Origin of the sequence: Serratia sp. S4 (genome assembly GCF_000347995.1) — a bacterium.
Taxonomy (GTDB): Bacteria; Pseudomonadota; Gammaproteobacteria; order Enterobacterales; family Enterobacteriaceae; genus Serratia; species Serratia quinivorans.
In genome coordinates, this window is record NZ_KB661120.1 from 4,143,709 (window position 1) to 4,169,517 (window position 25,809).

The following is a 25,809-nucleotide window of genomic DNA, read 5'->3' on the forward strand; positions in this document are numbered from 1 at the left end:
GTTTTCTCCCATCAGTCGGGGAACGACAAAAGGGGAAGCGCAAGCGCCTCCCCTTGTTAGTTCACTTATTTATCGTTTTTCAACACCTTCACGGTGTAACGTCCATCCGCCTGGCGATAAGCGCCATGGATATCAGTTTCGAAGCCTGGATAATGCGCGCCGATCTCGCACAGCATTTGCAGGAACTCCAGAACCGGACGGCTTTCCTCGGTGAGCATTTCACCCGGCATGACCAGCGGAACACCCGGAGGATATGGCAGGATCATGTTGGCATTCACTTTGCCCACCATGTCTTCCAAATAAACCTCTTCCACTTCACCGTGCAGTTCTTTCTGGAAGGCCTGGAACGGGTTCATTACCATCGCCGGCAGCACTTCAAAGGCGCGGTACATCAGGTCAGGCAGATTATGGTGTTTCACCAGGTTGTGGATATTCTGAGCCAGCTCCTGGATCCGCATGTCTTCATAAAACTCTGGTGCCTCTTTATACAGCGAAGGCAGCATGTTTTTCACCCGCAGGTTCAGATCGAACGAGCGTTTAAAGTCAGTCAGACCGCGCAGCAGGCTGAGAGCCTTGGTTTTATCGATGCCGATGCTGAACAGGAACAGCAGGTTATACGGGCCGGTTTTCTCAACGATGATGCCATGCTCGTCCAGGTATTTAGCAACCAGGCTGGCCGGGATACCAAACGACTCCATTTCGCCATCTTTGCTCATCCCCGGTGTCAACATGGTGACCTTGATTGGGTCAAGGTACATATGTTCGTTATCAATACCTTTGAAACCATGCCATGCACTGTCGGAACGCAGCGGCCAACATTCTGCTTCATCAATATGTTCCGGCTGCCAAACGTCAAAGAACCAACCTTCAGATTCGACATTCAGACGTTTGATTTCTTTACGGAACTTGATAGCTCGCTCAATTGAACCGTTAATCAGACGCTTACCGGCATTGCCTTTCATCATCGCCGCTGCGGTTTCGGTAGATGCCACGATACCGTAGTGCGGTGAAGTGGTGGTGTGCATCATGTAGGCTTCACTGAAGGTTTCTTCATTGATGTCGCCTTTCACGTGGATCATCGAAGCCTGTGAGAACGCCGCCAGCAGTTTATGGGTGGATTGGGTTTCATAGATCACTTTCCCTTCCACGCGGCCACCGCTCATGCCGCACTTGCCTTTGTAGATCGGGTGGAAATTGGTGTAAGGCACCCAGGCAGAGTCAAAGTGGATGGATTTCACATCCAGCGTGCTCTTGATGAAATCGGTGTTATACAGCAGACCGTCGTAGGTCGAGTTGGTGATCACCGCGTGTACCGGCCAGGTGGCGTTCGGCGTCTCTTTCACGCGTTTGGCGATGGTGGCGCGGGCAAACTCGCTCTGTGGAATACCACCGAGGATGCCGTAAGCGTTACGCGTCGGGCGGAAATAAATTGGCGTAATGTCGCTCATCATCATCAGATGGGTCAGCGATTTGTGGCAGTTACGGTCAATCAGCACCGTGCTGCCGGCAGGTGCGGAGTACATACCGACAATTTTGTTGGCGGTAGAAGTGCCGTTAGTCACCATATAGCTGCGTTCAGCGTTGAACACGCGGGCAATGTATTCTTCAGCTTCTTTGTGCGGGCCGGAGTGATCCAGCAGTGAACCCAGCTCAGAGACCGAAATTGACACGTCGGATTTCATCGCATTAGGGCCAAAGAAATCGTAGAACAGGCTACCGACCGGGCTTTTCTGGAAGGCAGTACCGCCCATGTGGCCAGGAGTACAGAAGGTGTATTTGCCTTCACGTACATATTTGAACAGCGCTTTGGTCAGCGGTGGCAGGATGGTGTCTACGTACTCATCGGTGTTCTGTTTGATCTTGTCGGCAATGTCGTTGGCCGCACCGAGCGCATATTCAAAGAAACGCACCTGCATACGCAGATCGTTCAGGCTAACGTCCAGGGTTGAATAGGTATTGGCAAAGGCATACAGCGGCATGTACTCATTCAACTCGCTGATTTCCTGGCACAGCTCAAGGTTGTATTTATCCCAGTCGAAGATCACGCCGCACAGACGGGCATTATTCTCGATCAATTTGAGCAGGTCTTCGCGGTCGTTCGGGTAAACAATGCGGAAGTTCAGTTTTTCCAACGCGTTGTGCAGTTCGCGGATGGGCTCTTCTTTGAAGTAGACACCCATGTGGTTCATGATAGCAATAACGTTCATAATCATTTCTCCAGGTAATGCGAGCCCCTTGCCATCACGGATGACAATCGTTGTTGCAAGGGGCTGAATTAAGAAGTGGGTCAGTACGTGCTTAGTGCGCTTTGGCCGTCGAGCTGTCGTCGATGGCTACAGCATTGGCTTTCGCTGTCTGACGGGTATTCATTTTGCGGGCGTAGAACATCAGGATGATCAGGCTGATGATGAAGGTACCGGCCAGTTCGAACGATTCGGCACCCATCAGTGCGATGAAGCAGAAGCCACAACCCAGAACCGAGGCAATCAGGCTCAACAGGTTACGGATATTGACGCCTTCGAAGCGGATCAGGTCTACGCAAGAGTAGAAGTAAGGCAACATGGTCAGCAGCACCGCAATACCGGTCAGCATGCCGAACAGGTCGGAAGCTTTACCGCCGCCGGAGCTCATGGCGGTAATCAGCACCATCAGCGCGGTCATTTTGCAGCTTGCCAGCAGCAGGCCTTTTTTCGGCACGCCGTTTTTATCGACTTCACCATAAACTTTCGGGAAGTTACCGTCGTTGGCGGCACGAACCCCGGCCTGGCCAACCAGCATCATCCACGAACCCAGTGAAGTCAGGCAGGCAAAGGCGGTGAAGGCAGAGACCAGTGGTGCAGCCCAGTTACCCATAATGGCGGAGGCGCTGACGGCGAACGGTGCACCGCTGGCAGCCATTTGGCTAGCCGGGAACATACCGCTCATCACCTGAGTGGCCGCAATGTAGATAATCCCGGCCAGCGCGGTACCCAGCATGGTTGCCAGCGGTACGGTACGTTTCGGGTTTTTCACCATGCCGGTGCTCACGGCAGCAGACTCTACGCCGATGAACGCCCACAGGCACAGCAGAATACTTTTGATTACCGCATGGCTGTCGGTGGTACCGGAAGTGTTCCAGTTAGCGTGGTAGGTTGCAGCGTCGAACCAATGCCAGCCCGCAGTCGCGGTGACAATCACCGGGATTAGCACCAGCACCAGGCCGAGGGTGGTCAAGCGGCTGACCCAGGTCCCGCCAAGCAGGTTAACAAAGGTGAATATCCAGACGATGGCGATACAGGCAATACCTGCCGGTACCGGATTATTCAATGCAGGGAAGAAGGTAGAGAGATAAGAAACTGCGGTAATGCCGATGGCCAAATTACCGATCCAGTTCGCATGGTAATAAAGCACACCGGTCTGGAAACCAAACGCCGGGGAAATTTCACCCGCGTAAGCAATAGGACCACCCTGCTGAGGGTTTTTGGTGGCCAGACGCGCATAGACATAAGCCAGTGACATCGCGCCAATAATAGAGATTACCCATCCCCAGATGGCGATAGAACCGAGGCTTGCCAGGTTCGCGGGTAATAAGGCAATACCGCTCCCCATCATATTACCGGCAACCACACCGGTGCAGGCAATAAGCCCTATTTTCTTGGATGAACCCATGGTCAGTTTCTCCTGATTTTGATTTCTTATAAGTCTTGGCCGTTATGCAAATTTGCTTATGACCGGACTTGATAGTCAGGATGCTAATGATTGGCGGGAATAAAGTCCTAAAGATAAAGTGATATTACGCTCATGATCATACAAATGATAAATTGAGGTTTTTCATTAACACATCAAGAGATAAACACGTGCTCAAGAAAAGATAAACAATCAATAAAAACATTAAGGTAGCGTTGTTATTTTCACTAACAAATGAAAATAGAAGAGAGAAACAAATCAACTAATAAGTTAATGGGGCTTAACAAATAAAACACAATAAATAACACCGCCGGTCAACTATCTGACTCGGCGGCGTGGCTTAATTGGGTTGTTTATCCGGATTGTAGTTTTCGAGGTAGGGAACTACGGTGTTTATTGAGGTATGGAAGACAGCATTGCGGATCCAGTGCAAGGTATTCTCGCCCGGACGCAGGTTAAATGCCGTGATATAGGAATCTGCAGCCAAGCGATTGTAGCCCTGCATTTCATAAACTTTGCCGAGCAACACATAATTCATCCATGACATCTGCAGCTCGATGCCTTTATTTATCGCCTGATAAGCCTCATCGGTTTTCCCCTCTCCCAGTGCCCGTATTGTATGAATTTGCTGAATTATGGGGCTGTCTTTTAAAGTGGGCAGCGCATCCAGGCGAGCTATCTCCGTATCCAGTTGCGCCAACTGCACAGTATCAAAAGGTTGATAAGAATTACGCAGTAAGTCTGCCAGCGCTTTTTCGGCCGCAATATAAATAAAGTCCGGAGACGATTTCACCATATCACCCAACATGCTACTGGCATGGGTCAAAGAATCGATATCCCCCTGGATCAATAACTGATGTGCCTGGTAATACTGCTGCAGTTCCGGGCCTGAGTTTGGCAAGAGTTTCATCAACCGTTGCTGCAAAGGGGCCGGCCACGGCTGATTGAGGGCCAAAGACAGGCTACTCAGGAAGTCCTCCTGAATTTTCAGTTGATTGTCTGTAGTAACGAAGTAGCGCTTATCCAGCATGATCGAGCTGTCCGCATTGTCCACCAGCCGTACCGACAGGAAACATTGCTGCGCACGATAATGGCGCTGGTTGACGAACTCAATGGTCAGCGATTTACCCGAACTGCTTGGCCCGGTGTAGTTATAGTTGGTTTGATCGTGCACCAGGAAAGTGGAATAGGTGTTTAGCGAGTCCGTGACTACTTCGCTCAGGCCGACGACATAGGAAAGTTGCGGCGTCCAGTTACTGCAGCTGTTGCCCCCCTGAATGCGGATATCAATATCCCGCGGGTTCATCAGCACCGGCATGGTGGATTCCGGTATGCGACGCGACAAAGTTGCAATGGCCACAAACACCACGCAGGCGCTCAATGCCGCCAGGAAAGCCAGCCACACCCAGAACGGCGATTGTCGATAAAAAGCCACCTTCGACTTTGCCGGCGATGTTTTTGCCTGGCTGGGTTTTGGCGGTTGATAATCAACGTCATCGTCTTCACTGCCATCTTCCGGCTCATGGGTGATGACCGCCACCCGCGGTAGCGCAGGTATGCTTGTCTCTTCCCCTTCACACCACATCACTGGCGCAGCCAGCTTATAGCCGCGCTTGGGCACGGTAATGATATATTCCGGGCTGTTGCTGTCACCGTCCTTCAGGTATTTGCGCAGTTCGGAAATACTCTGAGTCACCACATGGTTGGTGACAATGTTGCGCTTCCAAACGTTATCGATCAGCTCATCGCGACTCAGCACCACATCCGGGTGCCGGGCGAAATATTGCAGCATATCGATTAAGCGCGGCTCCAACGCCAGTTGGCGCCCATCACGGCTTATTTTGTTGTCTGCGGGAGTAACCAACCACTCACCAACGCGAAAAACGGGTTCTTGCATAGTGAAAATAACTCAAAAGGGGGTGCGGCAAGCGCGGGATAATACCATATGAGCGCCCGACCTGCGTCGATATGCCCCGATTAAGCATTCATACCTCATATAATTCTAGAGGCAAGCCATCGGGATCGCTGAAAAAAGTGAAGCGTGACTGGGTATAAGGATCGATGCGTACCGGCTCGCAAACTACGCCGGCAGCCTGCAAATGCTGGATGGCCTGCTCGATGTCCTCGACGCTGAATGCCAGATGGCGCAGGCCACAGGCTTCCGGACGACTGACACGAGCCGGGGGGGACGGGAAGGAAAACAGTTCGATGCTGTATTGGCCGTTGAGTGCCAAATCGGCCTTCCAGGAGTCACGTTCTTCGCGGTAAAACTCGCCGAGTAAGGTGAAACCCAGAATATCGCAATAAAAATGCTTACTGGCCGCATAGTCTGAACCAATGACGGCAATGTGGTGTATCTGACGGAGTGCCAACATAGTGTGTCTCATTATCGATGTGATGAGGCACGTTATCCGGCAGCAGTGGCGACGTCAACGACAAAAAGCCCCGCATATAAGACGGGGCCGTCATTCAGAAATCAGCAACGCAACGGCAGATCAGGCTTTAAGATCCGCCAGCGCAGCACCGTAGTTGATGTGCAGTACCTGCCCATCCACCACCAGCGCCGGTACGCTCTGTACCCCGGCTTTTTCTGCTTCGGCGATACGCGCCGGTTTTTCACCCAGATGAACGACATCCACTTGCACATCCTGGCTCAACAGGCCCAACAACTGCTGCTCTGCGCTCACGCAAACCGGGCAACCGGCATGATAGAAAACGGCCTTAGTCATGATAATTCTCCTTGGTTCTGACTGTGTGGGCGAAATTAATTCGCACATTTAGTTTCGATTCGAAACTAAATGCACAATAAATCCTCCGTCACGCCTTGTCAATATAGTTTTTAATCGATACTATTTTCCCACGCTAGCGAGGATCCCATATTGAGACTTTTTGATTTACTGGAACGGCTGAATAGCCTGCAACGCAGCTGGCTGCGTAGCCATGAAGAGCTGGAAAGCCTGCCCCCGGTGCAATTGAGTGCGTTGTACTATCTGGCGCGCTGCAACCATTACTCCAACACGCCAATGGCGGTGGCGGAATATCTTGGCCTGACCAAGGGCACGGTATCGCAATCGCTGAAAAAGCTGGAAAGTAACGGAATGATTGCCCGCACTGCGGACGAGAAGGACCGCCGCAGCGTCAGGCTAAAGCTGACCGACAAATCACGCGTATTGATGGATGCCCTGTTCCCACCGGCCTATTTACAGGATGCGCAGGATGCCATGCAGCGAGACGGCGGACAGCTAGTGGAACTGCTGACGCAGTTGTTGCGCCAGTTGCAAAAGCAGGATGATAACGTGGCGTTATTCGGCGAATGCCATCGCTGCCGCTATCACCAACGGCAGGATGGCCAACCATTTTGCGGCCTGACGCAGGAACCGTTGCCGGCAAGCAGCGTGAACCTGATTTGCCGGGAATTTGCTTAAGCCAGCGGCATTTTCAGCACCTTCACCAGATAACGCCCGTCTTCGGTCAGTTTCGCGCCGTGGATATCGGTTTCAAAGCCCGGGTAACGCTCGCCGATCGAGCACAGCATCAGCAGGAAATCCAGCACTGCACGGCTCTCTTCGGTGATCATCTCGCCCGGCATCACCAGCGGAACCCCTGGCGGATAAGGCAGGATCATGTTAGCCGCCACCTTGCCGACCAACTGATCCAACTCGCAGGTTTCTACGTTGCCGCGCACCTGTTGCTGGAACATCTGGTGCGGCGTCAGTTTCATTTCAGGCAGCACGTCAAACGCCCGTTGCATCAGCCCCGGCAGGTCGTGCCGACAGATTAAACTGTGGATCCCGGCCGCCAGATCCTGAATGCGCATATTGCGGTAGAAATCCGGATCTTCCGCGAACAGATCCGGCAGCATGTTCTTCACCCGCAGGTTGAGATCGTAAGCGCGTTTAAAATCGGTCAAACCGCGCAGCAGACTCATCGCCTTGGTTTTATCGATGCCGATGCTGAACAGGAATAACAGGTTATAAGGCCCGGTTTTTTCCACTACGATACCGCGTTCGTCCAGATACTTCGCCACCAGCGCCGCCGGTATCCCGCTCTCTTCCAGCATGCCCAGTTCATTCATGCCCGGCGTCAGGATAGTGACCTTGATCGGATCGAGGTACATGTGGTTGCTGTCGGTGTTGCCGAAACCGTGCCAATTATCATCCGGGTTCAGCGGCCAACACTGCGCCTCGTCGATCTCCTCCGGCTGCCAGATGTCGAAGAACCAGCTATCGCTCTCCTCTCGCAGCCGCTGCACCTCACGGCGGAAATGCAGTGCGCGCTCCACCGAGCGATTTATCAATCGCCGCCCCGGATTGCCGCGCAGCATGGCTGCGGCAGTCTCCATCGATGCTACGATGCCGTAATTCGGCGAGGTGGTGGTGTGCATCATATAGGCTTCGTTAAAGGTGCTTTCGTCGTAGTCACCCTTAATGTGAATCATTGAGGCCTGCGAAAACGCCGCCAGCAGCTTGTGCGTAGACTGGGTTTCGTAGATAACCTTGCCGGGCGTGCGCTCGCCGCTCATACCGCTCTTGCCGTCGTAAATGGGATGGAAGTTGGTATAGGGCACCCAGGCCGAATCAAAGTGAATTGAGGGTACGTCCAGCGTCTGTTTGATGTAGTCGGTGTTGTACAACAAACCGTCATAAGTGGAGTTGGTGATCACCGCATGTACCGGCCAACTGGCGTTAGCCGTTGCCGCGACCCGGCCGGCAATGCTCTCGCGAGTAAATTCATGCTGCGGAATACCGCCGAGAATGCCATAGGCATTACGCAGCGGACGCAGGTAGATAGGCACGATATCGCTCATCATCAGCAAATGGCATAAGGATTTATGGCAGTTGCGGTCAATCAATACCGTGCTACCGGTCGGCGCCGAATACATTCCGACTATCTTGTTGGCGGTGGAGGTGCCGTTGGTCACCAGATAACTCTGCTCGGCGTTAAAGGTACGGGCAATATACTCCTCGGCTTCCAGATGTGGGCCGGTGTGATCCAGCAGCGATCCCAGTTCTGTCACAGAGATCGAGACATCTGCTTTTAGCGTGTTGGCACCAAAAAAGTCGTAAAACAGACAGCCGACCGGGCTTTTCTGAAAGGCAGTGCCGGCCATATGGCCTGGAGTACAGAAAGTGTATTTCCCTTCGCGCACATAGTTGAACAGCGCCTTGGTCAAAGGAGGCGTAATGGTATCTATGTATTCGGCGGTGTACTGCTGAATACGCTGTGCAATATCATCCGCCGCATTCAGAGCATACTCAAAGAAATACAGCGCCATGCGCATTTCATGCAGGCTGACGTCGAAGGTGGAATGCGTGTTGATGAAGGCATACAACGGCAGATATTCATTCAACTCATTGATATCGCTGCACAGCTCCAGACTGTAGTCGTCCCAGTCAAAAATCACCCCACAAATGCGCGCGTTGGCTTCGACCAGTTTTAACAGATCGCCGCTGTTTTTCGGATAGACCAGTTGGAAATCCATTGCAGCCAGTGCGGTGTGAAGTTCGCGGATCGGCTCGTCTTTGTAATAAACGCCCGCTGGGCTCATGATCGCGATGATATTCAACGGCTGCTCCTGTCAGTTAACCACCAAACGTCTATAACAACATGAAAAAACCGTGCTGTGTACCCCAAAGCCCCCCTTTTCATCAGCCAAAAAAAAACCGCCCAAATGAAGGCGGTTTCTTGTAACGCATAACAAAACTCAGCAGTAGCCGTAGTTCATCAGGCGCTGGTAACGACGGTTGCGCAACTCTTCGTTGTTCAGGCCATCGAGGTCTTTCAGGTCAGCCAGCAACTGTGCTTTCAGCGTCGCAGCCATCGCAGGAACGTCACGGTGAGCAGAGCCCAAAGGCTCCGGGATCACCGAATCGATCAGCTTAAGCTCTTTCAGACGCGGTGCAGTAATGCCCATCGCTTCTGCAGCCAGAGGTGCCTTATCAGCACTCTTCCACAGAATGGATGCACAGCCTTCCGGTGAAATCACCGAATAGGTGCTGTACTGCAGCATATTCACTTTGTCGCCAACGCCGATGGCCAATGCACCGCCAGAACCGCCTTCGCCGATCACGGTGCAGACAACCGGGATATTCAGGCGAGACATTTCACGCAGGTTATGGGCAATCGCTTCTGACTGGCCGCGTTCTTCCGCGCCCACGCCCGGGTATGCCCCTGGGGTGTCGATGAAAGTGATCAACGGCAGCTTGAAGCGAGAAGCCATTTCCATCAGGCGCAGCGCTTTGCGATAGCCTTCCGGTGCCGGCATGCCGAAGTTACGGCGGATTTTCTCTTTGGTTTCGCGGCCTTTCTGGTGACCGATGATCATCACCGGGCGACCATCCAGACGCGCAATACCACCGACAATCGCTTTATCATCGGCATAGGCGCGATCGCCAGCCAGTTCTTCGAAGTCGGTGAAGATGTGTTTGATATAATCCAGGGTATAAGGACGGCGTGGGTGGCGTGCCAATTGAGCAACTTGCCAAGCCCCAAGATCGGAAAAAATCTTGCGCGTCAGCTCAACGCTCTTTTCACGAAGGCGCTGAACCTCTTCGTCCAGATTAATATCTAATTTTTCGTCTTGACGGCTGACTGCAGTCAGCGAGTCAATTTTCGCTTCCAGCTCTGCAATCGGCTGTTCAAAATCAAGAAAATTCAGACTCATAGCATTCCTATTTTAGTCAAATTCCAGTTCCACCTGCTCATTACCTACCAAAGTCCGCAAATCTATCAATAAGCGGTCGGTGGGCGTCACGCGCCAGGTTGCGCCAAAACGCAGCTTGGCCCGCGCATCTTCCCGTTGATAGTAAAGATGCACTGGAATCGTCCCCGAGCGATGGGGTTCCAAAGACTGACGGAGACGGTTCAAAAGCTGGTCATCAATTTGCCTGTCCGTCAGCGAGATAGCAAGTCCGCGAGCGTATTTTTCACGGGCTTCGCTGATGTCCATTAGCTCGCGGGCGGTCATTTTAAGCCCACCGCTAAAGTCATCAAAGCTGACCTGTCCACTGGCGATCAGGATACGGTCTTTTTCCAATAAATGCTGGTATTTTTCTAACGCATCGGTGAATAACATCACTTCCAGACGGCCTGAACGGTCATCCAGCGTACAAATTCCGATGCGATTACCCCGCTTGGTGACCATAACCCGTGAGGCGATCACCAGCCCAACGGCGGTCGTCATCTTGCCCCGATCCGTCGGGTGCATATCTTTCAAACGCTGGCCACCGGCATAGCGTTCGATTTCCTTCAGGTACTGGGTGATCGGGTGGCCAGTAAGGTACAACCCCAGCGTTTCCCGTTCACCGTCCAGCACCACCTGCTCCTGCCAGAGGGGCACGTTGGCGTAGGATTGCTCCACCTGCTCCGGCGCTTCGGCCAGTACGCCAAACATGTCCACCTGGCCGATCGCTTCGGCTTTGGCATGCTGATCGGCCGCTTTCAACGCATCGGGTAATGAGTTCATCAGCGCGGCGCGGTGCGGCCCAAGGCGGTCGAATGCCCCGGACATGATCAGCTTTTCCAGAATGCGGCGGTTCAGTTTTTTGATATCAGAGCGAGCACACAGATCGAACAAGTCTTTGAAGTAGCCCTGCTCACCACTGTTGCGCGCTTCAAGAATGGCTTCAATCGGCCCTTCCCCGACGCCCTTGATAGCGCCGATGCCGTAAACGATCTCGCCTTCATCGTTAACGTGGAAATGGTACTGACCGCTGTTGATGTCCGGCGGCAGGATTTTCAGGCCCATACGCCAACATTCATCCACCAACCCGACCACCTTATCGGTGTTGTCCATATCGGCGGTCATTACCGCCGCCATAAACTCGGCTGGATAGTGCGCCTTCAGCCACAATGTCTGGTATGACACCAGCGCATAGGCAGCGGAGTGCGATTTGTTGAAGCCGTAACCGGCGAATTTCTCCACCAGGTCAAAGATTTTTACCGACAGTTCACCGTCGATACCGCGTGATTTTGCCCCATCTTCGAAACCGCCACGCTGCTTGGCCATCTCGACCGGGTTCTTTTTACCCATCGCACGACGCAACATGTCCGCGCCGCCCAGCGAATAGCCGGCCAGCACCTGGGCAATCTGCATTACCTGTTCCTGGTACAGGATGATGCCGTAGGTAGGTTCCAGCACCGGCTTGAGCGACTCATGCTGCCACTGAATATCCGGGTAAGAGATCTCTTCACGACCGTGCTTACGGTCGATAAAGTTATCTACCATGCCGGACTGCAACGGCCCAGGGCGGAACAGCGCCACCAGTGCGATCATATCTTCGAAGCAGTCGGGCTTCAGACGTTTGATCAAGTCTTTCATGCCGCGCGATTCAAGCTGGAAGACCGCAGTGGTCTCCGAACGCTGCAGCATGTCGAAGCTTTTCTTGTCTTCGAGCGGGATAGCGGCGATATCGATCGGTTCCAGCCCGGTCTTCGCGCGGCGGGCGTTGATCATCGCCAACGCCCAGTCGATGATGGTCAGGGTACGCAGACCGAGGAAGTCGAACTTCACCAGCCCGGCGTATTCCACATCGTTCTTGTCAAACTGGGTTACCGGATGCTGGCCTTCCGCATCGCAGTACAAGGGGGCGAAGTCAGTGATTTTGGTCGGTGCGATCACCACACCACCGGCGTGCTTACCGGCGTTACGCGTCACCCCTTCCAGCTTGCGCGCCATGTCGATCAGCGCTTTGACTTCCTCATCAGCCTCGTAAATTTCCGGTAACTGCGGCTCGGCGGCAAAGGCTTTCTCCAGCGTCATACCCGGATCGGGTGGCACCAGCTTGGAGATACGATCGACGAAGCCGTACGGATGACCCAGCACGCGGCCCACGTCGCGAATAACCGCTTTCGCAGCCATGGTACCGAAGGTAATGATCTGGGATACCGCCTCACGGCCGTACATCTCCGCCACGTGATCAATCACCAGATCGCGTTTTTCCATGCAGAAGTCGACGTCGAAGTCGGGCATCGAAACACGTTCCGGATTAAGGAAACGTTCGAAAAGCAGGTCAAATTCCAGCGGATCAAGATCGGTGATTTTCAGCGCGTAAGCCACCAGTGAACCGGCACCAGAACCACGGCCTGGCCCGACCGGCACGTTGTTGTCTTTCGACCACTGGATAAACTCCATCACGATCAGGAAGTAGCCCGGGAAGCCCATCTGGTTGATTACTTTCAGCTCAATATCCAGACGTTCGTCGTATTCAGGGCGGCGCTGGGCACGCACCTCCGGATCCGGGAACAGGAACTCCAGTCGATCTTCCAGCCCTTCCTTCGACTTAAGGACCAGGAAGTCCTCGGTAGTCATATCACCGGTTGGGAACTGCGGCAGGAAGTATTCGCCAAGGCGAATAGTCACGTTACAACGCTTGGCGATCTCTACGCTGTTGAGCAACGCCTCCGGGATATCGGCAAACAGCTCACACATCTCGTCTTCGTCACGCATGTATTGCTGCGAGGTGTAGTTACGCGGGCGCTTGGGATCATCGAGCGTGAAACCGTCGTGGATGGCAACGCGGATCTCGTGGGCGTCAAAGTCATCTGCGACCAGAAAACGCACATCGTTGGTGGCCACTACCGGCAGCCCACGTTCGGTCGCCAGGGCTACCGCCGCATGCAGGTAGTTTTCTTCGTCCGGCCGACCGGTACGGATCAGTTCGAGATAGTAACTGTCGGGGAAGTACTGCTGATAGAACTCCAGGCACTGCTCCACCTGCGGCTGGTTGCCGCGCAGCAGAAACTTGCCGACGTCGCCCTGACGGGCGCCAGAGAGCAGGATAAGCCCTTCACGGTGCTCAATCAGCCAGTCGCGATCGATGATCGGGCCGGCAGCGCCGTAACCACGCTGATAGGCGCGGGAAATCAGCAGCGTCAGGTTTTGGTAACCTTCATTATTGGCGGCCAGTACGGTGAGCTGCGCCAGCTCGTCGCCCAGCACTTCACTTTGCACATGAAAATCCGCGCCGATGATCGGTTTGATCCCGGCGCCGTGCGCGCTGCCATAAAACTTCACCAGGCCACACAGGTTGGTAAAGTCGGTAATTGCCAAAGCGGGCATGGCTAACGCGGCGGCTCTTTTCACCAACGGTCCGATCTTGGCTAATCCATCAATCATGGAGTAGTCGCTATGAACGCGCAGGTGAATAAAACGAGGTTCGGCCATATCCAGATACCTGAATCTAGGGGTTCAGCGAACTGAACCCGGGTTAACTCTATCGCTAGGGCCGGCAGATTACAGCGCCAGCACCCTTCTAACCGGGGCAAAGCTGCGGCGATGATGCTCGGTCGCACCCAGCGCGGCCAGCCGCTCCAGATGGAAAGCGGTTGGGTAGCCTTTATGCTGCGCAAAGCCGTAGTCCGGGAATTCCCGATCCAACTCGGTCATTTCGCGATCACGCGTTACCTTCGCCAGAATGGACGCGGCGCTGATTTCTGCCACGCGGCTATCGCCCTTCACCACCGCCTGCGAACGCATCGGTAATTTAGGACAACGGTTACCGTCGATCAATACCATGTCCGGCGCGATATGCAATCCGGCAACCGCTCGCTGCATCGCCAGCATGGTGGCATGCAGAATATTCAGTTGATCGATCTCGTCCGGCTCGGCTCGCCCCAGACTCCAGGAAAGTGCCTTTTCGACGATTTCGTCATACAGCGCCAGGCGGCGCTTTTCACTGAGTTTTTTCGAGTCCGCCAGCCCAACGATTGGCCGCGCAGGATCGAGGATCACTGCGGCGGTCACTACCGCCCCGACCAAAGGGCCACGGCCGACTTCGTCCACGCCGGCAATCAGCGTGGCGACAGGATAAATGAAGGGTTCAATCATGCTTTTGCCAGCTCCAACACAGCCTGAGCGGCCTGTTCATCGGCACCACAACGGATGCTTTGGTGCAGGGTAAGGAAAGTCTGTTTCAGTTCGTCGGTTTGCGGACTGTCTTCCAGCAACGGCATGACCGATGCCGCCAACTTGTCCGGCACGCAGTCGTGCTGCAACAGTTCGGTGACGATCTCTCGACCGGCCAACAGGTTGGGCAGTGAGACATAGGGAGTCTTCACCAACCTCTGCGCTATCCAGAAGGTAAAGGGCTTCATGCGGTAACCCACCACCATCGGGCATTTGGCCAGCATGCACTCCAGCGCCGCCGTCCCTGAGGCCAGTAAAGCTGCGTCGCTGGCGATCATCGCCTCACGGCCCTGGCCATTGAGCAAATGGACCCTTAACTCAGGTGCCACTTCCGCCTTGATGCGTTCGAACTGCTCGCGTCGCTTGGCGTTAACCAACGGCACCACCAGTTCCAGCTCCGGATAGCGGGTACGCAGCAACTGGGCCGTCTTCAGAAAATCAGCGCTCAGCATCTCGACTTCCGCACCGCGGCTGCCCGGTAGCAGGGCCAGACAACGCGCATCAGCGGCAATGCCCAGTTTAGCGCGCGCAGCCAGTTTGTCCGGTTGCAGCGGCATGGCGTCGGCCATGGTATGGCCGATAAACCGACAGGGAACGTTGAAACGATCGTAAAACGCTTTTTCGAAAGGGAGAAACGCCAACACCAGATCGGTGGCTTTGCCTATTTTGAAAACGCGCTTTTGACGCCAGGCCCAAACGGAGGGGCTGACATAGTGAATAGTGCGGATGCCGCGCTGTTTCAGGCGACCTTCCAGGGTGATATTGAAGTCCGGCGCGTCGATACCCACAAACACGTCAGGCGCGAGATCGCTGAACCGGCGGGTAAGATCCTTGCGGATCTTTAACAGGCGTGGCAGGCGCTCAAGCACCTCGACCACGCCCATTACCGCCAGCTCTTCCATTTCGTACCAGGTTTCGCAGCCTTCGGCCTGCATCAGCGGGCCGGCGACGCCAACAAAATGCGCGTCGGGGATCTGCGCCTTGAGCGCGCGGATTAAACCAGCGCCAAGAATATCACCGGAAGTTTCTCCGGCGACCAATCCGATGGTCAATGGGCGATTTTGCATAGGTCAGCGAATAATACCGCGGGTGGAACGACCGAAGAAATCAAGGAACTGCTGCACCACTGGCTGTTCTTTCGCCAGGGCTTCGATTTCTGTTTTCGCTTCATCCAGCGTTTTCTCGCTGCGATAAAGAATTTTGTAGGCGTTACGAATAGCCTGCATTTCATCTTTATCAAAACCACGACGCTTCAGGCCAACGGCGTTAACACCAAATGGCGTGGCGTGGTTACCCTGCGCAATGACAAAAGGTGGCACGTCCTGGGCAACGCCGGAACAACCGCCAACCATCACGTGAGTCCCGATAATGCAGAACTGATGAATAGCCGTCATACCACCGATAATGGCATGATCGTCAATTTCCACATGGCCGGCCAGCGTGGCGTTGTTTGCCAGGATACAGGAGTTACCCACCACGCAGTCGTGCGCGACATGCACGTTAACCATCAGCAGGTTGTCATTACCTACTTTGGTCAAACCGGTGCCCTGCGCCGTACCGCGATGAATGGTGACGCTTTCGCGGATGCGGTTGCGATCGCCAATCTCGACACGCGTCGGTTCACCCGCGTATTTCAGATCCTGATTCACTTCGCCAATAGAGGCGAACTGATAGATCTGATTATCGCGGCCGATTTTGGTCAAGCCATTCACCACAATGTGGGACTTCAGTACCGTGCCTTCGCCGATTTCCACCTGGGAGCCGACGTAGCAGAAGGGACCGATGTGCGCACCAGCGCCGATAACGGCGCCTTCTTCAATAATCGCGCTAGGATGGATAAAGGCGGTTTTGTCGATCACGGATTAGGCCTCCCGGCTGCGCGCACACATCATGGTTGCTTCGCAGACAATTTTGCCGTCGACGGTCGCCACGCCTTTAAAGCGCGTCAAACCACGACGAGTTTTCTCAAAGGTGACTTCCATGATCATTTGATCACCAGGCACTACCGGGCGTTTGAAGCGAGCTTCGTCGATACCGGCAAAGTAATACAACTCGCCCGGCTCCAGTTTGCCGACGCTTTTAAACGCCAGAATACCGGTGGCCTGCGCCATGGCTTCCAGAATCAATACGCCTGGAAAAATCGGCTTACCAGGGAAGTGTCCCTGGAAAAACGGCTCATTTACAGATACGTTCTTCACCGCACGCAGGAATTTGTGCTCCTCAAACTCGAGGACGCGATCAACCAGCAAGAACGGGTAACGGTGAGGAAGCAACTCTAAAATTTCTGCAATATCCAGAGTATGAGTGTCAGTAGTCAAAATACTCTTCCTGTCTCTAAAAACTGATGGCATCAACAACACGGCCTGCGCTGCCCCCAATAAGGAGGAAGTCATGCAGGCCGCAAATTAACAACTCTTTGCGCTTTTGGTCTCATGACCAACGCGTTTCGTTTTGTACCCAGCGAGGCGGGCGGTAGTGATTAGTCTTTTCCGACTTTTCGTTCGACAGCTTTTAAGCGCTTGCTAATCTCATCGATATTCATCACCAACGCAGCGGTTTTACGCCAAACTTTGTTGGGTTGTAACGGAATGCCCGAAGAGTATACCCCAGGTTCGGTGATTGGTCGCATAACCATTCCCATTCCGGTGACAACAACCTTGTCGGCGATCTCCATGTGACCGTTGATCACGCTGGCTCCGCCGATCTGGCAGTAGCGGCCGATTTTCAGGCTGCCCGCCATGATAACACCGCCGGCAACGGCAGTATTGTCGCCAATCACCACGTTATGTGCAATCTGGCATTGGTTGTCGATGATAACACCATTCCCGATCTGGGTGTTATCCAGCGCGCCGCGGTCAATGGTGGTGCAAGCGCCAATCTCGACGCGATCGCCGATAATTACCGTGCCCAACTGAGGAATTTTTATCCACTCACCACGTTCGTTGGCATAGCCGAAACCATCAGCACCAATCACAGTACTTGATTGGATCAGGCAGCGTTGGCCGATCTCGACTTCATGATAAATCGTTACGTTCGCCCACAGACGCGTACCCGCGCCAATGCGTGCACGTTTGCCGATGAAGCAGCCAGGGCCGATAACCACGTTATCGCCAAGCACTGCGCCCGACTCGATCACCGCATTGGCACCAATGGCAACATGCTGACCCAGAGTGGCTTCAGGTGAGATAACCGCGCTTGGCGCGATATCCTGAGCCGGGGACGGCGTGGTATCCATCAGTTGCGCCATGCGCGCGTAAGTCAGGTAAGGATTTTTAACCACCAGCGCCGCAGAACGACAGTGTGGTAAATCCGCCTCGGTAAGCACTACTGCGCTTGCCTGGCAGGAAGCCAGCTGCTCTTGATAGCGGCTGTTTGACAAAAACGTGATTTGGCCAGCCTGTGCCGAATGCATAGAAGCAATGCCGGTGATGACGAGATCGCCATCACCGTGCAATTGTGCATCCAACTGCTGCGCTAGATCAGCCAGTCGAATTGAAGGCATGTTGTTATTTAACCTGTTTCAGCACGTCAGCAGTGATGTCTTTAGAAGTCCCTGCGTAGGCAACAGCGTTAGCATCGATAACTACGTCGTAGCCTTCTTTGCTGGCAACAGATTTCACAGCGTCCTGAATACGGCTCAGGATTTTGTTACGCTCTTCCATCTGACGGCGACGGTTGTCCTGCTCAAAAGCCTGTGCTTTCTGAGAGAACTGCTCGCGCTGTGCCATTACGTCTTTTTCCAACTTGCTGCGATCGCTGGCTTTCATGGTAGCGCCATCACGCTGCAAACGTTGCATTTTGGTCTGAAGGCTACGCTCCATAGTCTGAAGCTCACCCGCACGGCCTTTAAACTCGTTTTCCAGCTGTTTAGCTACGGTTTCACGAGCCGGCAACTGTTGGAAAATGCTGGAGACGTTAACTACAGCGATCTTATCTGCTGCCTGAACGCCAGCTGAAGCAGCCATTGCTAAACCGAGGCCTGCGGCACACAACCACTTTTTCACTATAAACTCCTTACCATCACCCATTTGTGTCATATGACACTTGAAGTACACAATCTGCCAGACTTATCCCGCAAAACAATGAGAATCATCTCTCTGTGCTCGGACGGGCGCCTGGCATTTGCGATTCTTAATAACTGCTATGCCCAGAAGCCGGACCTGTTACCAGGTCTTGCCAATGTTAAACTGGAACTGTTCGGACTTGTCGCCTTCGTATTTCTTGATCGGGTTGGCATAAGAGAACACCAACGGACCCAAAGGTGACATCCACTGCAAGGCGATACCGGCAGAAACGCGGATATTGCTCGCCTTACTGTAGTCCGGAATATCATACATGCTGGTCTGTGCAGTATTCTGCCAGTTGGTATCCCACACGGTACCCGCATCCATGAACAGTGAAGTACGCACCGAGTTGGCGTATTTCTCACTGATGAATGGCGTTGGTGTGATCAGCTCCATACTGGCGACAGCCATGGCGTTACCGCCCACTGCGTCGTCCGAATTACAAATCGGGGTACCGTTACTACAGCCATACGAATTGGAGTTGTAGTATGCCGCTTTTGGACCAATGGTGTTGGAGCCGAAACCACGCACGGTGCTGGAACCACCGGCATAGAAGTTTTCGTAGAACGGCATTTCTTTGCCGCCCAGACCATCTGCATAACCCAGACGGCCACGACCCAACAGCACCCAGGTGCGGTCATCATTGATCGGAACATACTGCACGCTGTCTAACGTCAACTTGTAGTATTCGTTATCCGAGCCTGGAATGGTGACTTTACCATTGAGCGTAGTGCGGTTACCCGAGGTTGGGAAATAGCCACGGTCAAGGTTGTTGTAGGTCCAACCCAGGTTCAGCGTGAAGTCATCGGCAGAATAGCTGGCGCGATCGGTGGTGTTAGGGTTCAGACCCATCGAGTCCAGATAACGCCACATGGCAATCTGCGGCTGCATGTTGGACAAGCCGTTATGCACGTAACCCAGGCCGGTACGCAACGAGTTGTTTTCGTTGATCGGGAAGCCCAGGGTACCGTCTATACCGTAACTCTTGTTGGTATAGTCGGACAGGTCCGCGTCATCGGCTTTAAAGTCGTTGTAGAAGATACGGCCACCCAAACTCACACCGTCAACGGTGAAGTACGGGTTGGTTACCGACAGCTCGGTGTAGGTCTGGTAATCGTTCTTGGTACCGCTGATGCCGACGGAATAGCCGGTCCCCAGCCAGTTGTCCTGCTGAACGCCCGCCTGGAAGCTCACGCCGCTCTCGGTGCCGTAGCCAACGCCGAAGTTGAAGGTACCGGTGTTACGCTCTTTCACCTTATAGGTGACATCAACCTGATCTGCAGTACCTGGCACGCGCTGGGTTTCCACATCTACCGTTTCAAAATAGCCCAAACGGTTCAGACGTTCTTTGCCCTGCTCTACCTGTGCATTGCCCAACCACGCACCTTCCATCTGACGCATTTCACGGCGCAGTACGGAATCTTTACTGGTGTCGTTGCCTTCAAACTTGATGCGACGGACATAGAAACGGTTACCCGCATCAATATTCACGTGCAGCTTCACGGTTTTATCCGCGTCATTGATTTCAGGCTGGGTAGAAACACGCGGGTAAGCGTAACCGTAACGGCCCAACATCGTTTTGATGTTGTCTTCCATTTTGGTCACTTTACTGCCGTTATACAGCTCACCTGGCTCAATCTTGGTCAACTGGGCAACTTCCGCCGAGTGGCCGGCCAGATTACCGTTCACCACCACGTCGGTGAGCTTGTACTGCTCGCCTTCAGTGATATTGATGGTGATGTAGATACCTTTTTTGTCCGGCGTCAGGCTGACCTGAGTCGAATCAATATTAAAGCGCGCGTAGCCGCGGTCCAGATAGAAACTGCGCAGGGTTTCGAGGTCACCCGCCAGCTTTTGCTTCTGGTATTTGCGATCGCCAACCACGTTCCACCACGGCACTTCATCACGCAGTTGGAAGCGTGAAATCAGTTCATCATTGGTGAAGGCATGATTGCCGACAATGTTGATTTGTTGAATCTTGGCGGAAACCCCTTCCGTGAACACCAGTTTCAGGTCAACACGGTTACGCGGCAATGGCGTGACCACGGCTTTCACCGAGGCACTGTATTTACCGACGCTGTAGTAGAAGTCTTCCAGCCCTTTTTCAATGCTGGATATCGTGGTGCGGTCGAGCGCTTCGCCAACCCGGACGCCAGAGGCTTCCAGGTTTTGCTTGAGCATGTCATCTTTCACCGACTTGTTGCCGGAGAAAGTGATGCTGGCAATGGTAGGGCGTTCCTTAACCTGAACAATCAGCGTATTACCATCGCGCAGCACGCGAACGTCCTCGAAGTTGCCAGTGGCAAACAAGGCACGGATGGTATTACTGATATCATCGTCAGTGACGGTATCGCCTACGCGAACCGGCATGTTGAGTAACGCCGCACCGACGGCGACTCGCTGCAGGCCTTCGAAATGAATATCCTTCACTACGAACCCGTCTGCACCGTATACGGTGGCGCTGCCAAACAGCAGCGACGCTATGAGCAACTTTTTCATCGCCATCGTTGTTATGCGTTCTTCCTAACCTATCCCCGCCCCTAAAGACGAGAAAAATCATTGAAAAGTGCAAGACCCATTAAAAGCACCAACACGATCGAACCTATGCGGTAACTGTAGTCCTGTACTCGCTCGGAAACCGGCCCACCCTTCAGCTTTTCTATCGCCAGGAAGAGGAGATGCCCACCATCTAACACCGGTAATGGGAACAGGTTGATGATACCCAGGTTGACACTGATCAACGCCAGAAACATCAGATAATACACAAACCCGACCCCAGCTGACGCCCCTGCTCCCTGTGCAATCGAAATCGGGCCACTCAGGTTGTTCAGCTTTACATCACCGGTTATTAATTTACCCAGCATTTTGACCGTAAGGCTCATAAGCTGCCAGGTCTTGTCCCCGGCCTGATACAGCGCCGGGAAAGGTCCATACTGGCGAATCGTCTTATACTCGTCCGGCAGCGGCAACACTTTCGGAATGATGCCGGCAAAACCCACCGATTTGTCTTTTCCCACCGGCTTTGTATCCGGTATCAGCGTCAAAGACAAGGGGGCGCCGTTTCTTTCGATCTCTAAAGCCAGCGGTTGCCCTGGACCGTTGTGTATCCGTTTCACCAACGTTTGCCAACGCCCCAATAACTGACCATCGACTTTAACGATCCTGTCCCCCGCTTGTAAACCCGCCTTTTGCGCTGCCGACCCCGGCTGCACTTCGGCAAGGACAGATTCTATCTGTGGGCCGCGCGGAATGATACCCAACGCCACCACGGGATCCTGTTTGTCCGGCTCAAAATTCCACTGGCGCAAATCCAGGGTTTTGGTCACCACACTGGAAGAACCAAACGGCGCGATACCCACTTCGGTTTCTGCGTCGCCAATCTTCGCCACCAGTGCCAGACGAACTGATTCCCAATCAGGCGTTTCGATGCCATCTACGGACTTAAGTTCCATTCCAGGCGAAATTTCAGCGTGGGCTGCAATCGATTGGGGAGCGATTTCACCGATTACCGGACGGAAACTGGGCACGCCGATAATGAATACCAGCCAGTAAGCAAGGATAGCAAACAGGAAATTGGCGATAGGACCGGCACTGATGATAGCGGCACGCTGCCAAACGGTTTTGTTGTTAAACGCCTGATGACGGAGTTCCGGTGCGACCGAATCAACCCGCTCATCGAGCATCTTCACGTAGCCGCCAAGCGGGATCAGGGCAATCACGTACTCCGTACCCTGACGGTCGGTACGACGCCACAAGGCGCGGCCGAAGCCAATGGAGAAGCGTTCTACACGGACGCCGCAGCGACGGGCGACCCAAAAGTGCCCGAACTCATGCACGGTGATCAATACACCGAGCGCAACAAGAAATGCGACTAAGTTCCAGAGCACGCTAACCATAATCCCTTCACTCCCCGCCGTTGACGGATTAAAACACTAACAGCATCAGGCAGGCAAATACAGGCACTGCTGCGGTCAGGCTATCGATACGATCCAGTATGCCGCCATGACCCGGTATCAAATGACCGCTGTCTTTGATACCCGCTTCGCGTTTGAACATGCTCTCGGTAAGATCGCCCAGCACGGAGGCCAGCACGGCAATCACCGAACAAATCAGTAAGGTTGTCGGCACCACATTGAGCGGGGCATAACGACCAAACAGCCAGGATATCAGGGCCGAAGTAATCAGGCCACCGACCAGCCCTTCCCAGGTTTTCCCCGGAGAAACTTTGGGTGCCAGCTTATGCTTGCCGAACAGTTTGCCGAACATGTAGGCACCGGAATCCGCGCCCCAAACCAGCAACATCACATACAGCAGCCACCAGGCGCCGGTGAAGTGGTTTTGTTCGTAGCCGAACTGACGCAGCGATAGCATACCCCAGAAGAACGGCACTATGGTCAGCAGACCGAAAACCAGACGTATCGGGCGTGAGTTACGCCACAGTGCGGCCGAGCCGGGATAGAACAGCACCAGCAACAGCGCCACCAGCCACCAGGCCATTGACAGCCACAGCGAGCCGCCTACCTGAAGTAAATGGACCGACTGATGATAGGCCGGAATACTGAGCATCATCAACGCCAGCAGGAAGCCGCACAATATCGCCAACCAGATGCGCTGAGAGCGGGAGGTAAATCCGGCCAGCTGGCCCCACTCCCAGGCCGCTAACATGCACACCACGAGTGTTACCAGGGCAAAGCCCACCGGCGGCAGCAAAAACAGCGCCGCGATAACAATCGGAATTAAGATCAGAGCAGTTATGAGGCGATACTTCAGCAAAAGTTCCCCCTAGGACGCATTGGCGCCGATAGGTGTTGTTCCCCCGAAGCGACGCTCGCGTTGTGCAAATGCATTCAGCGCACCTTCAAAGACAAGTTCATCAAAATCAGGCCAGAGTACATCAGTAAAGTAAAGTTCGGCATAAGCAATTTGCCACAGCAAGAAGTTACTGATGCGATGTTCGCCACCGGTACGGATCACCAAATCCACCGGCGACAGATCGTTCATGCAGATCCGCTCACCCAGTAACTCTTCGCTGATTTGATCCGGACGCAGTGAACCGTCCTTCACCTGCTCAGCCAGTTCCCTTACTCCCTGAATAATATCCCAACGGCCGCCATAGTTGGCAGCAATGTTGAGCGTCAGGCCATCGTTATTTTCTGTCAGTTGCTCGGAGCGACGGATCCGCTCCTGCAAGCGCGTGCTGAAACGGCTGATATCACCGATCACTCGCAGTCTGACGTTATGTTTATGCAGGCTTTTTACTTCACTGTCCAAGGCGCGGACGAAAAGCTCCATCAAAGCGGAAACTTCCTGCACTGGACGATTCCAGTTCTCGCTGCTGAAGGCATAAAGCGTGAGCGCATCTAAATGGTTGTTGGCGGCAAAACTGACCGCGCGACGCACCGATTTCACCCCTGCTTTATGACCGAAGACACGTAACTTACCCTGACGTTTAGCCCAGCGCCCGTTGCCGTCCATAATAATGGCGACATGTCGTGGCCCCAGAGTGGACAGATTAGCCTCTTGTTGATTTGCGGACGACATAACTCGTACTTATTTCCTCAATAGAAATACAACTGCCCTTCCGGAACATCAGGCCCTTACGCGCAAAAAAAGCCGTGTGCCCGACACGGCTTTTCAGACTGCCTTGCGACAGCCGGTAATCTGCGCTGTGCTATCGGCATTCGAGATGTCAATCAGGCCATAATTCAACGGTATAACCGCTGAAAGGTGGCGCAGACTATACCACCTCAGCAAGGCCTGAACAAACGGCCCCACTGCGGCACGCGTAATTTGCGAACAAAATAGGATAATTGCCGGTATCAGTTATGCAGTGATTTAACCAATCCAACCGCAACCTCACGCGCCTGGCGATCTATTTCTAAGACCGCATCAATGCAGGACGGTTCCTGCAGTGACAGCCGTTCGACTACTTTTTGGTTCACTGCCGCAATATCGGTAAAGCGAATCTGCTCCTGCAGGAAAGCCGCCACGGCCACTTCGTTGGCCGCATTCAGCGCGGTAGTCGCCGCCTGACCGGCATCAAAGGCCTCAATGGCCAGATACAGGCAGGGATAGCGCTCCCGTTCAGGCTCGGCAAAGGTCAGCGAGCCGATGCGGCAGAAATCCAGCGCTTCCACACCAGAATTAACGCGCTGAGGATAAGCCATCGCATGGGCGATCGGCGTACGCATATCCGGCGTGCCCAACTGGGCCAGTACGCTGCCATCGGTGTAACGAACCATCGAGTGGATCACCGACTGCGGATGCAGAATCACTTCCATTTGTTCGGCCGAGGCGTTAAACAGCCAGCGGGCCTCAATATATTCCAGTCCTTTGTTCATCATGGTGGCGGAGTCCACGGAGATCTTGCGCCCCATCGACCAATTGGGATGGGCACAGGCCTGATCCGGCGTCATCGTGGTGAACTGCTCCAGCGGCGTAGTGCGGAACGGGCCACCAGAACCGGTAAGCACGATGCGCGACACACCATGACTCTCTAATGAAGAGTATCCCAACTGACGCTGAATGCTCTCAGGCAAACTCTGAAAAATGGCGTTATGTTCGCTGTCGAGCGGCAGTAACTGCGTCTTGCTCTGTTGCACCGCGTCCATAAACAGACGCCCGCAGGTGACCAGCGACTCTTTGTTCGCCAGCAGCACCTGCTTGCCGGCACGAATTGCCGCCAGCGTTGGCAGCAGTCCGGCAGCGCCCACAATGGCTGCCGTGACCTGGTCGACGTCGTCCAATGCCGCCAACTCACAGGCCGCCTGCTCGCCCGCCATCACCTCGGTGGCAATACCGTTTTCCGCCAGCAGAGTACGCAGTTCACGCGCAGCGCCTTCGTCCGCCATCGCGGCATAGGCAGGGCGAAACTCAATGCACTGTTGCGCCATGACCGCTACATTGCGGCCGGCAACCAGCGCTTTAATCGCAAAACGGTCGGGATTTTCCCTGACCACGGCCAGGGTACTGGTCCCCACTGAGCCGGTGGAACCAAGAATAGTCAGTTGCTTCATGAGCTCACTCTGAATAACTGTCTGATGAGATCGGAGGTGCTCCAGTGTGTAACCTTGGCCACCACTTGTCCATGATCAATCAGTACGATGAAACGGGATCTGCGCCACAAAAAACAAAGCGCCGCCCAGGCGACGCTTTTTTTCTGCGCGATGCTGA

Annotated in this window: 20 protein-coding genes; 1 reads left to right on the plus strand and 19 read right to left on the minus strand. The window is 54.0% G+C overall.

Translation table 11 applies throughout. The features are described from left to right. Positions 1-65: 65 nt before the first annotated feature. From cadA to SERS4_RS0120055, 5 genes are all read right to left on the minus strand, one after another. Positions 66-2,207 (minus strand): lysine decarboxylase CadA, encoded by a 2,142-nt coding sequence (cadA, locus tag SERS4_RS0120035; protein ID WP_012146472.1) that lies wholly within the window; start codon positions 2,205-2,207, stop codon positions 66-68. A 91-nt stretch (positions 2,208-2,298) separates the two neighbouring features. Beyond that, on the minus strand, positions 2,299-3,648 hold the full coding sequence (cadB, locus tag SERS4_RS0120040) for a cadaverine/lysine antiporter (RefSeq protein WP_012146473.1): 1,350 nt from the start codon (positions 3,646-3,648) through the stop codon (positions 2,299-2,301). 358 nt (positions 3,649-4,006) lie between these two features. Further along, on the minus strand, positions 4,007-5,563 hold the full coding sequence (gene cadC, locus SERS4_RS0120045; protein WP_017893784.1) for a lysine decarboxylation/transport transcriptional activator CadC: 1,557 nt from the start codon (positions 5,561-5,563) through the stop codon (positions 4,007-4,009). Positions 5,564-5,651: 88 nt separating this feature from the next. After that, entirely contained in the window at positions 5,652-6,041 is a 390-nt protein-coding gene (locus SERS4_RS0120050) for a VOC family protein (protein ID WP_017893785.1), read from the minus strand. 120 nt (positions 6,042-6,161) lie between these two features. Further along, a complete protein-coding gene (locus tag SERS4_RS0120055; protein WP_012146476.1) occupies positions 6,162-6,395 on the minus strand; it encodes a thioredoxin family protein in 234 nt (77 codons plus the stop codon). 150 nt (positions 6,396-6,545) lie between these two features. Between SERS4_RS0120055 and SERS4_RS0120060 the strand changes: the two genes are divergently transcribed. Further along, positions 6,546-7,091 (plus strand): MarR family winged helix-turn-helix transcriptional regulator, encoded by a 546-nt coding sequence (locus SERS4_RS0120060; RefSeq protein WP_017893786.1) that lies wholly within the window; start codon positions 6,546-6,548, stop codon positions 7,089-7,091. On the opposite strand, the gene SERS4_RS0120065 is transcribed toward SERS4_RS0120060, so the two are convergent. The 14 genes from SERS4_RS0120065 to ispC form a co-directional block, all read right to left on the minus strand. Next, the gene (locus SERS4_RS0120065) at positions 7,088-9,232 is read right to left on the minus strand and encodes a lysine decarboxylase LdcC (RefSeq protein ID WP_012146478.1); all 2,145 of its coding nucleotides are present in this window, start codon (positions 9,230-9,232) and stop codon (positions 7,088-7,090) included. The genes SERS4_RS0120060 and SERS4_RS0120065 overlap by 4 nt on opposite strands. Positions 9,233-9,370: 138 nt before the next feature. Then, positions 9,371-10,330 (minus strand): acetyl-CoA carboxylase carboxyl transferase subunit alpha, encoded by a 960-nt coding sequence (gene accA / locus SERS4_RS0120070; protein WP_012146479.1) that lies wholly within the window; start codon positions 10,328-10,330, stop codon positions 9,371-9,373. A gap of 12 nt (positions 10,331-10,342) precedes the next feature. Beyond that, positions 10,343-13,831 (minus strand): DNA polymerase III subunit alpha, encoded by a 3,489-nt coding sequence (gene dnaE, locus SERS4_RS0120075; RefSeq protein ID WP_017893787.1) that lies wholly within the window; start codon positions 13,829-13,831, stop codon positions 10,343-10,345. 69 nt (positions 13,832-13,900) lie between these two features. Then, on the minus strand, positions 13,901-14,494 hold the full coding sequence (gene rnhB / locus SERS4_RS0120080) for a ribonuclease HII (protein WP_012146481.1): 594 nt from the start codon (positions 14,492-14,494) through the stop codon (positions 13,901-13,903). Further along, complete coding sequence (lpxB, locus tag SERS4_RS0120085; RefSeq protein WP_017893788.1) at positions 14,491-15,639, minus strand: lipid-A-disaccharide synthase; 1,149 nt, start codon at positions 15,637-15,639, stop codon at positions 14,491-14,493. The genes rnhB and lpxB overlap by 4 nt, the downstream gene beginning before the upstream one ends. A 3-nt stretch (positions 15,640-15,642) precedes the next feature. After that, a complete protein-coding gene (lpxA, locus tag SERS4_RS0120090) occupies positions 15,643-16,431 on the minus strand; it encodes an acyl-ACP--UDP-N-acetylglucosamine O-acyltransferase (protein WP_012146483.1) in 789 nt (262 codons plus the stop codon). A 3-nt stretch (positions 16,432-16,434) separates the two neighbouring features. Further along, positions 16,435-16,890: a 3-hydroxyacyl-ACP dehydratase FabZ gene (fabZ, locus tag SERS4_RS0120095; RefSeq protein WP_017893789.1), complete on the minus strand. Its 456-nt coding sequence runs from the start codon at positions 16,888-16,890 to the stop codon at positions 16,435-16,437. A 161-nt stretch (positions 16,891-17,051) separates the two neighbouring features. Beyond that, the gene (gene lpxD, locus SERS4_RS0120100; protein WP_017893790.1) at positions 17,052-18,074 is read right to left on the minus strand and encodes a UDP-3-O-(3-hydroxymyristoyl)glucosamine N-acyltransferase; all 1,023 of its coding nucleotides are present in this window, start codon (positions 18,072-18,074) and stop codon (positions 17,052-17,054) included. A 4-nt stretch (positions 18,075-18,078) separates the two neighbouring features. Further along, positions 18,079-18,576, minus strand: coding sequence for a molecular chaperone Skp (gene skp, locus SERS4_RS0120105; protein ID WP_017893791.1), 498 nt, complete (start codon positions 18,574-18,576; stop codon positions 18,079-18,081). A gap of 159 nt (positions 18,577-18,735) precedes the next feature. Next, positions 18,736-21,141: an outer membrane protein assembly factor BamA gene (gene bamA / locus SERS4_RS0120110; RefSeq protein ID WP_012146487.1), complete on the minus strand. Its 2,406-nt coding sequence runs from the start codon at positions 21,139-21,141 to the stop codon at positions 18,736-18,738. Between the two features lie 35 nt (positions 21,142-21,176). Continuing rightward, positions 21,177-22,532, minus strand: coding sequence for a sigma E protease regulator RseP (gene rseP / locus SERS4_RS0120115; protein WP_012146488.1), 1,356 nt, complete (start codon positions 22,530-22,532; stop codon positions 21,177-21,179). A gap of 28 nt (positions 22,533-22,560) precedes the next feature. Beyond that, on the minus strand, positions 22,561-23,409 hold the full coding sequence (gene cdsA / locus SERS4_RS0120120) for a phosphatidate cytidylyltransferase (protein WP_012146489.1): 849 nt from the start codon (positions 23,407-23,409) through the stop codon (positions 22,561-22,563). A 9-nt stretch (positions 23,410-23,418) separates the two neighbouring features. Further along, the gene (gene ispU, locus SERS4_RS0120125; protein WP_012146490.1) at positions 23,419-24,177 is read right to left on the minus strand and encodes a (2E,6E)-farnesyl-diphosphate-specific ditrans,polycis-undecaprenyl-diphosphate synthase; all 759 of its coding nucleotides are present in this window, start codon (positions 24,175-24,177) and stop codon (positions 23,419-23,421) included. A gap of 278 nt (positions 24,178-24,455) precedes the next feature. Continuing rightward, a complete protein-coding gene (gene ispC / locus SERS4_RS0120130; RefSeq protein ID WP_017893792.1) occupies positions 24,456-25,652 on the minus strand; it encodes a 1-deoxy-D-xylulose-5-phosphate reductoisomerase in 1,197 nt (398 codons plus the stop codon). Positions 25,653-25,809: the final 157 nt, after the last annotated feature.

Coding starts and splice junctions, on each gene's coding strand:
- rnhB (WP_012146481.1), bottom strand. CDS start 14,494: ATGATTGAACCCTTCATTTATCCTGTCGCCACGCTGATTGCCGGCGTG.
- cadA (WP_012146472.1), bottom strand. CDS start 2,207: ATGAACGTTATTGCTATCATGAACCACATGGGTGTCTACTTCAAAGAA.
- ispU (WP_012146490.1), bottom strand. CDS start 24,177: ATGTCGTCCGCAAATCAACAAGAGGCTAATCTGTCCACTCTGGGGCCA.
- lpxB (WP_017893788.1), bottom strand. CDS start 15,639: ATGCAAAATCGCCCATTGACCATCGGATTGGTCGCCGGAGAAACTTCC.
- accA (WP_012146479.1), bottom strand. CDS start 10,330: ATGAGTCTGAATTTTCTTGATTTTGAACAGCCGATTGCAGAGCTGGAA.
- ispC (WP_017893792.1), bottom strand. CDS start 25,652: ATGAAGCAACTGACTATTCTTGGTTCCACCGGCTCAGTGGGGACCAGT.
- cadC (WP_017893784.1), bottom strand. CDS start 5,563: ATGCAAGAACCCGTTTTTCGCGTTGGTGAGTGGTTGGTTACTCCCGCA.
- bamA (WP_012146487.1), bottom strand. CDS start 21,141: ATGGCGATGAAAAAGTTGCTCATAGCGTCGCTGCTGTTTGGCAGCGCC.
- rseP (WP_012146488.1), bottom strand. CDS start 22,532: ATGGTTAGCGTGCTCTGGAACTTAGTCGCATTTCTTGTTGCGCTCGGT.
- dnaE (WP_017893787.1), bottom strand. CDS start 13,831: ATGGCCGAACCTCGTTTTATTCACCTGCGCGTTCATAGCGACTACTCC.
- lpxD (WP_017893790.1), bottom strand. CDS start 18,074: ATGCCTTCAATTCGACTGGCTGATCTAGCGCAGCAGTTGGATGCACAA.
- SERS4_RS0120050 (WP_017893785.1), bottom strand. CDS start 6,041: ATGTTGGCACTCCGTCAGATACACCACATTGCCGTCATTGGTTCAGAC.
- SERS4_RS0120055 (WP_012146476.1), bottom strand. CDS start 6,395: ATGACTAAGGCCGTTTTCTATCATGCCGGTTGCCCGGTTTGCGTGAGC.
- cadB (WP_012146473.1), bottom strand. CDS start 3,648: ATGGGTTCATCCAAGAAAATAGGGCTTATTGCCTGCACCGGTGTGGTT.